10 protein-coding genes, 1 tRNA gene and 2 pseudogenes are annotated in these 11312 nt (G+C 59.6%); 12 read left to right on the top strand and 1 reads right to left on the bottom strand.

Annotated features, from left to right (window positions below; all coding sequences use genetic code 11):
* Window positions 1-11 precede the first annotated feature (11 nt).
* The 5 genes and pseudogenes from QOL69_RS02960 to QOL69_RS02980 form a co-directional block, all read left to right on the top strand.
* Window positions 12-1217, top strand: coding sequence for a succinylglutamate desuccinylase/aspartoacylase family protein (locus tag QOL69_RS02960; RefSeq protein WP_283401969.1), 1206 nt, complete (start codon window positions 12-14; stop codon window positions 1215-1217).
* A gap of 46 nt (window positions 1218-1263) precedes the next feature.
* Window positions 1264-1334 (top strand) — tRNA-Pro (locus QOL69_RS02965).
* A 62-nt stretch (window positions 1335-1396) separates the two neighbouring features.
* A pseudogene (locus QOL69_RS02970) lies at window positions 1397-1872 on the top strand (tyrosine-type recombinase/integrase).
* A gap of 576 nt (window positions 1873-2448) precedes the next feature.
* Window positions 2449-3465, top strand: a complete 1017-nt coding sequence (locus tag QOL69_RS02975; RefSeq protein WP_283401971.1) for a DUF7972 family membrane protein — start codon at window positions 2449-2451, stop codon at window positions 3463-3465.
* Window positions 3466-4104: 639 nt separating this feature from the next.
* Window positions 4105-4242: pseudogene (locus QOL69_RS02980) on the top strand (tyrosine-type recombinase/integrase); the annotation flags it as partial.
* A 307-nt stretch (window positions 4243-4549) separates the two neighbouring features.
* On the opposite strand, the gene QOL69_RS02985 reads toward QOL69_RS02980, so the two are convergent.
* Window positions 4550-4708 carry a hypothetical protein gene (locus QOL69_RS02985; protein ID WP_195155702.1) on the bottom strand — a complete coding sequence of 53 codons (159 nt, stop codon included), beginning with the start codon at window positions 4706-4708 and terminating at the stop codon, window positions 4550-4552.
* Between the two features lie 176 nt (window positions 4709-4884).
* On the opposite strand from QOL69_RS02985, the gene QOL69_RS02990 reads away from it, so the two are divergent.
* From QOL69_RS02990 to QOL69_RS03020, 7 genes are all read left to right on the top strand, one after another.
* Entirely contained in the window at window positions 4885-5325 is a 441-nt protein-coding gene (locus QOL69_RS02990; RefSeq protein ID WP_283401972.1) for a DUF7344 domain-containing protein, read from the top strand.
* 518 nt (window positions 5326-5843) lie between these two features.
* Window positions 5844-7076: a Fic family protein gene (locus tag QOL69_RS02995; protein ID WP_283401973.1), complete on the top strand. Its 1233-nt coding sequence runs from the start codon at window positions 5844-5846 to the stop codon at window positions 7074-7076.
* A gap of 316 nt (window positions 7077-7392) precedes the next feature.
* Window positions 7393-7773: a hypothetical protein gene (locus tag QOL69_RS03000; RefSeq protein WP_283401974.1), complete on the top strand. Its 381-nt coding sequence runs from the start codon at window positions 7393-7395 to the stop codon at window positions 7771-7773.
* 41 nt (window positions 7774-7814) lie between these two features.
* Window positions 7815-9251 (top strand): lamin tail domain-containing protein, encoded by a 1437-nt coding sequence (locus tag QOL69_RS03005; protein WP_283401975.1) that lies wholly within the window; start codon window positions 7815-7817, stop codon window positions 9249-9251.
* Window positions 9248-9544, top strand: coding sequence for a DUF3006 family protein (locus QOL69_RS03010; protein WP_048076414.1), 297 nt, complete (start codon window positions 9248-9250; stop codon window positions 9542-9544). The genes QOL69_RS03005 and QOL69_RS03010 overlap by 4 nt, the downstream gene beginning before the upstream one ends.
* 129 nt (window positions 9545-9673) lie before the next feature.
* Complete coding sequence (locus QOL69_RS03015; protein ID WP_048076413.1) at window positions 9674-10132, top strand: DUF7529 family protein; 459 nt, start codon at window positions 9674-9676, stop codon at window positions 10130-10132.
* Between the two features lie 158 nt (window positions 10133-10290).
* Window positions 10291-11310, top strand: a complete 1020-nt coding sequence (locus QOL69_RS03020; protein WP_048076412.1) for an ABC transporter permease — start codon at window positions 10291-10293, stop codon at window positions 11308-11310.
* The last annotated feature ends 2 nt before the right edge of the window (window positions 11311-11312 follow it).

The following is an 11312-nucleotide window of genomic DNA, read 5'->3' on the forward strand; positions in this document are numbered from 1 at the left end:
CCGTCCCGCGTATGGACACCGATGGCGACGACGACGCGAGTACGGATTCCGGCGGGACGAACCGACGCGCGCTCGGCACCGCGAGCGCCGCCCCCGGCGAGTTCGACCGGGGCTGGTTCACCGTCGCGGAGCTGCCGACCGGCGCGTCCGAGCGGCTCCCGGTCGCGGTCGCGAACGGAGCGGCCGACGGGCCGACGCTGTGGCTCACCGGCGGCGTTCACGGCGACGAGGCGACCGGCGTCGCGGTCGTACAGGATGCGGTCGCGGCGCTCGACGGCGACTGCCTCGCGGACCTCGCCGGCGCGGTCGTCGCGGTCCCCGTGGTCTCCCCGGCGGGGCTGCGCCGGAACGCGCGCGAGACGTACTACGCCGACGAGGACCCGAACCGCCACTTCCCGGACGCCGACACGGAGTCCGCCCGCCCGCCGAAGCTCCAGGAGCGGATCGACGCCCGGCTGTACGCCGCGATCACGGGCGAAACGGTCGAGACGGACTCGCTGACCGTCGACCGGATCCCCGGCGAGGGGGTCGCGGCCGACGCGCTGATCGACTGTCACACCGCGGGCGTCGACAGCGACCCCTTCGTCATCCGCGACCGCCTGCTGTACGGCGACCGGCGGAGCGAGGACGAGGCGACCGCGCTGTCGGACGAACTCGGCCGGCTGGTAGACGCGTTCGGACTTCCGCCGGTCCGGGAGTACCCCGCCGCCGAGTACGTCGAGGAGAGCCTCCAGCGGTCCACCGCCGGCGCGGTGCTCAACGAGGCCGGGATCCCGGCGTTCACCGCGGAGCTGGGCGCGCACAGCGTCGTCGACGACCGGCTCCTCAACGCGGGCGTCGCCGGCGTGTTCGGCGTCGCGGTCGAACTGGGCCTCCTCGCCGCCGAAGACCGTCCCGACTCGGTCTACGAGCCCGGCGTCGGGGTCGATCCGGCTCCGGTCGGGTTCCCCGTGCGGCGCTTCCGCGGTCCGACGACGGACGTCTCGGGAGTCGTCCGTCACCGCGTCGCCGCCGGCGACGCGTTCGAGGCGGGCGACGTCCTCGCCGACGTGGTCGCCGCGACCGGGGCGGAGCGCGGCGAGGTGACGGCCGACCGCGACGGGTACGTCCTCGGTCGGACGGAGGGAGTGGCGGCCTACGAGGGCGACCCGATCGGGAGCCTCGCGGTGCGAGACGACGGCGAACTCGTGGTCCCGCGCGAGGCCGGCGAGAACTGAAGCGAAGTCCTTAATTACCGGTCGGTCGTTTCTCAGCGTGTAGTCAGGGACCGTGGGGTAGTGGTATCCTATGCGGATGGGGTCCGTATGACCTGAGTTCGACTCTCAGCGGTCCCATACGAAATTTCACACGAACCGTCCGAAACCGGCCAGTTTAGCCGCTATTACGGGGGTTCAGCATGACGGGGACCTGCCCGGTTCACCCGTCAGTCACGCTCGTCGAGGACCACGTCGACCTCGACGACGGCGTGATCGCGCTTCCGGCCGGGCTCCAGAAAGACTACCCGACCAACCGGTCACCGAGCTACACCGAGATCGGGCTCGCCGACGAGACCGTGCGGACGCTCCGGATGTACCTCGGCGGGCGGTGGAAGGAGTCGCCGGCGCTGTGGCCCTCGCGACAAGCGGAACGGATGTCGACCGAGTCGGTGCGAAACGTGGTTCGAGCGGCCGCAGTCGCCGCGGATGTGCGTCCGATGACGCTCACCGGGCATGGCGAGCCGGAGGACGTGACGCCGCACACGCTGTAGCACAGCGTCGCGTATCGGATGCTCAACGTCGAGGAGGGGAATAGTTCTACGACGTGCGGAACCGGCTCAGACACGCGAGCATCCAGACGACAGAACGCGTTTACGACCACATCGACCGAGTCTGACTGAGGCCTGTTTCGCAGCCTCCACACTTTCGAAATTTCAATTTCGATTGCTCTGTTGAATCCGCAGAAGGCGTCGAGATTGGGGACAGAGGAAGAGCGTTCACATGGTCTGATAGCAGAATTCTCGATTCCCGGGTTCGGCCGATGAACCAAGACTTGGGTCCAAATGTACGAATCGCCTGCGAAACTGCCGTTGTCATTGAGTCACGTCACCGGTGAAAGCACCGCAATCCCCTCGCAGTCACCGGATTCAGTAAAGCAGTATTTGACCACAATCAGTTATTTAAAGCTGTTGAACAAAATATATCAGGCAGTATGAGAGTACAAGCTTCCATAATAATTGGCTCCGCACATCGATGACAGCACCGTATATACATCAATAAGATTTGATAATTCCGAGAAGACGTTCAGTGGCATGATAGACAACCCAATCACCCCTCAGCCGAATGACCCCAACAAACGAGTGTGTAGCGACGACAGCCGATTGCTGGGCCGGATCGTCAACCCAACCAAGACAGGCTTTGCGGGCGGAACAGTCGATTCCGCCGAAGTTACTGAACTTACGGTGGGGAAACAGTGAACGTCGTCAGCAAAATCAAGGGCCTCCGCGACTGGTTTCCAGTTCCGCAAAAGAGCGGTCGGCTGAACATAGTACGATGGGTCCTGCTGGAGGGTAATTGGATCGCGGTTACCTCTGCGCTGTTGTCGTTCGTGTTCGCGACGCTGATGCTCGTCGGAACTCTCTGGACCTTCGAGATGCAGGTGCTGCTCACAGAGACGCCTGCAGTCCAGACGATCCTGAATACACTGTTGAGCGGAATCATCCTGCTTGTATCTATCGTCGTGTCGATCAACTCAATCGTCCTGTCCCACGACATTAGCTCCATCGACACACAGGAAAATCGCATCAAGGGAGCCATCGAGTTCAGACGCGATATCGGCAATATGACGGAAGCGGGCGAAAGTCCATCGGACCCGGCGTCCTTCCTCAACCTAATGGCGACAGTCATCCACGACCGCGTAACCGCCCTTGAAGAGGTCGCCGAGGAAAGCGAAGGAGAGGTCGCTCAGGATATTCAGGGGTACGTTGACGATATCTCCGAGACGGTTGAGTTGATCGGCGGTCAGAATAAAGACACCACCGGTGCGGAGTTTGGCGTCCTGTGGCTCGGACTGGGGGTAGACTACGGCGAATACTTGGACCGCTCGCGGACGTTGCGGGGCACCTATGATAGTAAGATGTCCGATACATTCAACGAGCGGGTTGATGATCTCGTCCAGGCATTCCAGATGTTCGCCATCGGCAAAGAGTACTTCAAAACCCTTTATTACACTAGGGAGGTGGCTCATTTGTCTCGGACACTCCTTATTGTCGCGCTGCCGTCGATTCTGGTCACTGCGTCGGCCATCCTTGCGATCAATGGGGGGGTCCTACCCGAGGTATGGGTGTTTGGTCTCTCACCGCTGTTGAGTTTTGTTGCGACGGTGTTCACGATTGCGCTGGCTCCATTCCTCGTGTTGACTGCGTATATGCTCCGACTCGCAACGGTTGCCCAGAAGACTGCCGTCGCAGGGCCTTTTTCCCTACAGTGATTCCTGTGACCACACTCTTAGCCGTGTTATCGTCGGCTATGTCTCCCGGAGGTCTGTATGGTCTCCATGACGGTCCACAGAGGGATGGCTTCGCTGTGGGCAGTACCCCCTGTGGCTCCGAGACGGAATTCGCTTAGATAGCCTAGCAGATTGCGGTCCAGTTCGAGTTACGGGTCAACCCCGCTGGATAAAGGCATTCAAATCCAGTACGGTGGTGCCTTGTTGAATCCACGGAATGCGGAGCGATCACCCCTTGGTAGCCTGTTCGAGGTTATAGACGGTAGCGGTCAGCACGAGTTCACGGAACTCGCGGTACCAAGCGCAAGGGTGGACAGCGGGGCCGAACCGACGCTTGATGACCGAAAAGGCGGTCTCGGCCATCCGGCGATGGCCGTATAATTTGCTGTCCAACCGCGCGTTGTGTGCGTGATCGTAAAGCAGCGAACAGCCGATGACGCAGCAAGGGCCGGACGCCCTCTGAATTGAGGGCGTCTCGGAGGGATTGGTCGTCATAGCCTCTGTCACCGGCTATACTTTCGATTTTCTCGGCGTTTCGCAAGACGACTTGACGGCCAGTTTGCGTGTCGTGAGGCTAGTGTGCCGAACAGTGGGTGTCGAGGACGGCACACGAGTCGGTAGACGCCACACACGCTACGGCACAGCGTCGCGTATCGGATGTTGAACGTCGAGGAGGGGAACTATGACGTGCGGAACCGGCTCAGACACGCGAGCATCCAGACGACCGAACGCGTTTACGACCACATCGACCGGGTGTAGCAGCTCCACCCGAGATCACTATTCGAAATCTCTCGATCTGTCGGATTTCCCGTTTCTGTGATCAACCGGTACAGAATTTCTCGCCGCGACTCTCAGACTGACCCACGCCCGCGCGTATATAAGGTAAGGGAGGGGGAGTGGAAGATCGGGGCGTATCTAGCGATCGACGGCCGTCTCGTTTTGCCCCATCGAGCGGAACGTCCGCCTCTTAGAATTCACTGGCTCTGCCGAAATCCTCAGCAGTTGATAGTTTCACGTCTTCAATCGCTCAATACAGGGAACTCACGAATCGCTCAGTATACGCTTCTCACAGCATTCTCCCAACCACTGTGCCGGCTGTAGTACAAACTGCCATGAGAAATCCCATTTTCACCGAAACACGATCAGTAAGAAGGCTGAAAGAGAAGCCGACGACAGCAGCCGCAATAAAGCTGTAGGCGATGGTTGCTGGCAGAGAGAGGGCCATAGTGGACTCCAAATGGACAATAACATGAATATCCTGTGGTCAATTCGCAGAATTGACTTCACAGTTGGGTCAGCAGCGCTCTGGTAAAATTTTCAACTCCCAATCGGTCAGTACAGACAGTTGCCTTAGATACCAATATAAAAATTATAAATCAAATAGTATCAGACATTATACATATGATAGTACTAAATAGTTATTCTATCAATGAGTTACTGACATCTAATGATTCAGTTCTCAGTGGAAACGACAGGACGGATACGGTGGTGACAATGGTATCTCGTGACCCAGAACAATCAGTTCAATTCAATACCGTCTTGGACATACTGAGGATCCCTCGCCGCCGCTACATCGTGTATATTCTTCAAGAAGCGGACGAGTCAGTCGTTCCGTTCGAGACGATTGTTGAGGAGGTTCGGAAATACGAGGCTTCCGACGAAGCCGAATCAGAATTGCCACAGAGGCAGTCTATCCGAATGGCACTTATTCATGTCCACCTTCCCAAATTGGAGTCGATAGGACTTCTCAAACGTGATCCCCAAACTGGAGACGTTCGGTTCTACGGCGATCCCTTGCTCGAAGAATGGGCCGAACGGACAAGCCAATTCGAATTAGAGTGATACATTCGCAGCTCTCATCGAACCGCTGTTTCAGACTAGAAACCGTCTGAAGAATAGGATTTCAATAAAGCCGAACGAATCAAAATCCGGGTTGACCACCCTCGCACACTGGCTCTTACGCACGCGCACGTAGCGGAGTAGCAGCGAGTGGGGGAGGGGGTCCGTGTTGGGCCCGGCCGATAGCAAGAGACCGACCTTATCGGCGCGCACTGGCTGGCGACTGAGGTAACGCCGCGGGACCAGCTTTGAATTTGATGTGCTTGGGAACAGCACATGGGTAAGATGAGACGATATTGAGAAACGAATGTAAACAATCGGCAACAGACGACATAGATGTTAGTCACTCTACCTGCCTGTACCCGAATTTGGAAAAGCGGTATCGGATCTCCGTTTACTCAGTCGAAAGAGATCGCGTCTAGGAAAACGGTATCGGATCTTCGTTTACTCAGGTACGGTTCAGGCTATCTAAAGAAACGGCTTGGTCAAAGCTTTAGTTAACGCGGTGGAATAAGTCGCTAATGAAAGACGGACACCTCGTAGACACACCTGCTCCGGGGGTATACCGACCTGTCGCCGGAACCTCTGATGTCCCTTTCTCGAAGTTTTATAAGCCAGACAAGCTCCCTCCGAAGATCAATCTGTCAGATGAAGTGATTCGTGCGTACGGGGCTGCGATGCACTCACTCGGTCGGCTTGACGGGTTCTGGAGCGAAATTGAGGATCCTGAATCAGTTTTTGGTCTCTTCGTCTACAAGGAAGCAGAGCAGTCCTCACAAGTCGAAGGGACCCGCGTTACCGTGTCCGACATGTACAAAGAAGGAGAAGACTCGAAGGATGTCCGTGAGGCACGGAATTACGCTTCCGCGCTGAAGAAGGCAGCAAAACGATTGTCAGAGGCGGGGCGATCGCGAGAGAATCTGTCAAACGAACTGTTAAAAGATCTTCACCGCGAACTAATGGAAGGAGGCCGATCCGAGGAGGACGATCCGCTTCCGGGAGAGTATCGGCCAAGTTATGTGTGGATCGATGAATCGACCGATCTCGGGAAGCAGACCCGGTTCGTTCCACCGAAATCTGAGATTGCGGTATCTAGGATGGCTGATTTTGAGAGGTACATGTCGTCAGAAGGAGAGTATCCCGATCTGATCGATATCGCGATCCTCCATTATCAGATCGAGACGATCCATCCGTTTGTCGACGGAAACGGTCGCGTTGGCCGGTTGCTCATCGTATTGTTCCTGATGGCAGAGGACATCTTGCTTCATCCACTGTTTTACCTCAGCTCCTACATCCGTCGGAACAGGGACAAATATACGGAGCTACTCTTGAAGGTCAGCGAGGAGGGGGAGTGGAACGAGTGGTTCAAATTTTTCCTCACAGGAATCAGAGAACAGGCAGACGAGGCATTTAGCAGAGCAAAGCTTCTGCTTCACCTCCGTGATAGATATCGGGAAGAGTACGAAGATGCCCGCCCATCGGTTAGAGCGCTTCTTGAGGAAATTTTCACAGAACCAGTATTCACGGCAAAACGTGCTGCGGATATGATAGATATGACTTATCCGGCAGCAAACAACGCGATCTCCATCTTGGAAGACGATGGAGTACTTAGGGAGCGGACGGAGAAGGAGCGGTATCGAGAATTCCAAGCAGATGAGGTCTTAGACGCGTTAAATGAGAGCGTGGACAAGCTCCCGTCACCGGAGGAATTGATCGAAGAAGATGGAAATCGATTCACCGATTTCGCTCAATAACATCGCGTTTTGGACTGGTCGATCGGTGTCTACCGTCTACTCCGGATTTCAAAGTTGCCTTTGGAAAACACTGAGTGAGGTGAGGAGTTCGACGAAAAGACCGGGAAGCCGGACGCGCTGGTCGACGACATCGTCTACGAGCTGGACGGACTCACCGACGAGGAGATCGCGATCGTCGAGGAAGCAATCGGCGAGTAACGCCAGAGGAGCCGACCACCCCTAGCTACCCGCCGACACCGCGCTGACATTCGTTCCAGTTTCAGTTCCGTCCCGGGTCTGGCGTACTGGTTTTAGGTGGGTCTGCGTCGGTCAGTGTATGGCGAAGACACGCAGCACGAGCGAAGAGTCGTGGGAGGAACTCGTTCGCAACGCCGACGGGACGATTCCGGACCCGGTCGGCTTTGGCCCGTCTGAGAGAGTCGAGATCGAGACGCGGTATCTCGACAAAACGGCGAAGGCGCTCAAGTTCCCGCTCGATCACGTCCACTGCCTCCACGAGTCGGACTTCGCGGTCGCGCTCAATCCCGACCTCGACGTCGGGAAGCTGGTCCTGACGAGCCACGAGACGTGGGACGAGCATCGATTTCGCGTGACGATGCCCGACGCGGTGACCGACGAGTTCTACGAGCGGTTGGAGATGTACGAGAGGGTGAGCCCGGAGCGGTTCGGGGTTGAGCAGTCTTCTGTGAATAGTTAACAAACACTCACCTCTTTGCCTGTGTAGGATATTAATGAAACATGAAACGAAGAGGAGGTGCGTTCAAGATCCTCCTGATTGTGGGGATCGTCTTCCTCGCGGGCTGTTCCGGTGCGGCACCCGGTGAGCAGTCACCGACCGGATCGGACGTCGGCGACGAGGCGACGGTCGAAACGGCGAACGGGTCCCTCGAACTCCACTACATCAACGTCGGCCAATCGGTCAGTACGCTCGTTATCGGGCCGGAGGGCGAGACGATGCTCGTCGATACGGGCCACTATAACGACGACGGCGAGTACGTTTTGAGGTACCTCCGGCGACACGATATCACGCGCATCGACCACCTCGTAACCTCGCACAACGACGCGGACCACATCGGCGGCAACGCGGCGATCATCGAGTACTACGAGACGGAAGCCGAGGGGATCGGCGCGGTCTACGATCCCGGAATCGCTGCGAGCACGCTGACCTACGGTGAGTACCTCGATGCCGTCGAAGAACACGACGTGACGCTGTACGAGACGCGTGAGGGAGACACGATCTCGTTCGGTGAGGTCGACGTCGGCGTGCTCGGGCCGCCCGAGCCGTACCTCGAAAACGAAGCGCGCAACGAGAACAGCATCGTGCTGAAACTCACGCACGGCGAGACGAGCTTCTTGCTGTCCGGCGACGCCGAAGACGATCAGGAGGAGTACCTGGTCGACACGTACGGCGCGGAGTTACGGTCGACGGTGTTGAAGGCCGGGCACCACGGCTCGTCGAGCTCGTCGAGCGAGCCGTTCGTCGACGCGGTAACGCCGCAGGCGGTCGTCGTGTCGAGCGCGTACGACTCGCAGTACGGACACCCGACCGACGAGGTACTTCAGCGGTTTGCGGACCGGTCGATCCCGACGTATTGGACCGCCACACACGGGAACATCGTCCTCGTGAGTGACGGGAACGGTGTTTCCGTACAGACGCAACGGGACGCGCCCACCGACCCGCTGTCGATCCGCGACGGCGAGCCGATCGAACCGGGAACGAGCGGCGAAGTCGTCGAACGCGCTCGGCTCGGTGGTGATCCGGTCGACACCGGTTCCGAGGACGGAACTGACGACGGCGACGACACCGGCGGCGACAACGAGACGACGTCGACCGACCCGGCTGCGGCGCTGGAGGTCGAGGCGATCAACGCGGACGCCGAGGGCGACGACCGTGAGAACCTCAACGATGAGTACGTGGTCTTCGAGAACACGGGAGAAGAGTCGATCGACCTGTCCGGGTGGACCGTCGAAGACGAGGCGTCACACAGCTACGAGCTCCCGCAGGGATTCACGCTCGACGCGGGCGCGACGGTGACGCTCCGGACGGGGAGCGGCGCGGACACGGACACCGAGCTGTACTGGGGATCGGGGTCGCCAATCTGGAACAACGCCGGCGACACAGTGATACTCTCGGACGCTGACGGGGAACACGTCCTTGAGGCGAGCTACGAATGACTGCCATCGAACTTCCCGACGGCGAGTACACTGCGGTCGTTGACAACGTCGAGGACGGGTTCGCGACCGTGTTCTTCGAACGTGACGGCGAGGAAGCGGGGAACGCGGTACTGGAGGCTTCGCGGCTCCCGCCAGACGGGCGGCACGCGGACGCGATTCTGTCGGTGGTTCTCAGTGAGGGGCGTATCGAAGCTGCCACGTACAAGCCCGAGCAGACGGAGAGCCGAGCGGAAGAGGCACAGGATCGGTTCGATCGGCTCTCGAAGCGGCCGCCGTCCGACGAGGAGACGTAGCCGAGCCAGGCGGACGAAATCGGTCTCGGGTGTGCGCTCGTCAGCGAGGGCGACGCGAAACGCAGGCGCGAGCAGATCGGGACCGACCCGATCGGTCACCTTTTCGCGGGCGGTGACGCAGTAACGATCATGGGCGACGACTCCGCTACCGCTTGGACGCAGGTTCTCGACGAAATGACCGCCATCTCGTCGGAGCTGTCGGCTGACGGCTGGGAGACGCTCGCGTCGCCGGCCGGCGACACCGGCGTGACCGCGGGCGACGACGGGTCGCTCGACCCCGGTTTCGTACACGTGATCCCGGACGACGACGCCGACACGTTCGCCGAGTGGTTCGCTCCGGACGGGTTCGAGCGAACAGAGGTGTACCGAGCGACGACGCCCGACCAACTGTACCTGTTGACAGTGCTGTTCGACGACCCGAGCGAGCGGGCGATCCTCGTCGCGGGAGCGGTCGACCGAGGATCGCTGTCCGCCTGTCGCCGTGCGGCCGAGGAGGTCGGGCACGTCCACACACATGTGCGCCGTCTTAACGGCACCCACCTCGGTTCGTTTCGTCACGCGGACCCAGACGCCTTCTTCCCGGAGTGATCGCCCGGCCCCGGACGAAATCGACGCGACGACGCCACCGGTTCACCTCCACCGACGGCTTCGAAGCGAATTTATAATTCTACGCGAAGTATTCACGTACCAACGGTGTCCGAGACTACAGCAGACATCGAGTGTGCGGTGTCAACCGTGACCCCCGTATGAGTCGGGTACAGTATTTCCTCAAGCGGGTCGCGCTGTCCGTCCCGGTGCTGGTTCTCGGAGCCACGCTCACGTTCGTCATCTTCCGATTCGGGCCGATCGACCCCGCGGCCGCCATCGTCGGCGACGCCGCCACCGAAGAGGGGGTCGCGGAGTACGAACGCATCCGCGTCGAACTCGGCCTCGAACAACCCCTCTTACAGCACTACTGGGCGTATATGACCGACCTGCTGACGCTGAACCTCGGCCAGTCGTGGGTGCTGGCACCGCAGACCGACGTCGTGTCCCTGCTCGCGGTGTACGCGCCGCGGACCCTCTGGCTGACGTTCTGGTCCGTCCTGATCCCGATCTTCGTCGGGATCCCGATGGGCGTGTACGCGGGGATCAACTCGAACACGCCGCTCGACTACGGGCTGTCGCTCTTCGGGATCGTCTGGCGGGGAATGCCGAACTTCTGGCTGGCGATCATCCTTCTAGCGGTGCTCTCGCAGTCGGACACGCTGTTGGGGTTCGACTGGAGCGAGTTCCTCGTGACGACCTCCGTGACCGGCACGCCCGACCTGTCGCGTCTGTCGTCGCCGACCGGCTTCCTCGCGGCCGTCAAACAGGTGTTGCCCGCGGCGGTGGTGCTTGGGTCGGCGTCGATGGGGAGCGAACTCCGGATTGCGCGCACAGCCGTACTCGAAACGATCAACGAGGGGTACGTCGAGGCCGCCGAGGCGAACGGCGTGTCGCGTCGGTCGGTCGTCTGGAAACACGTCCTCCGGAACGCGTTGATCCCGCTGGTTCCCACCATCACCAACGAGGCGTTCCTCCTGATCGGCGGCTCGGTCATCATCGAGGTCGTGTTCGGGATCAACGGTCTCGGCTGGCTGTTCTTCCAGTCCGTCCTTAACGCCGACATGCCGCTGGTGACCGCGCTGGTCTTCGTCTTCGTCTTGGTCGTCGTTCTGATCAATCTCGTTCAGGATCTGCTGTACGTCCTGATCGATCCCCGCGTCGGATACGGAGGGCGGTGATC

This window comes from Halorubrum sp. DM2 (genome assembly GCF_901686465.1).
Lineage (GTDB): Archaea > Halobacteriota > Halobacteria > Halobacteriales > Haloferacaceae > Halorubrum.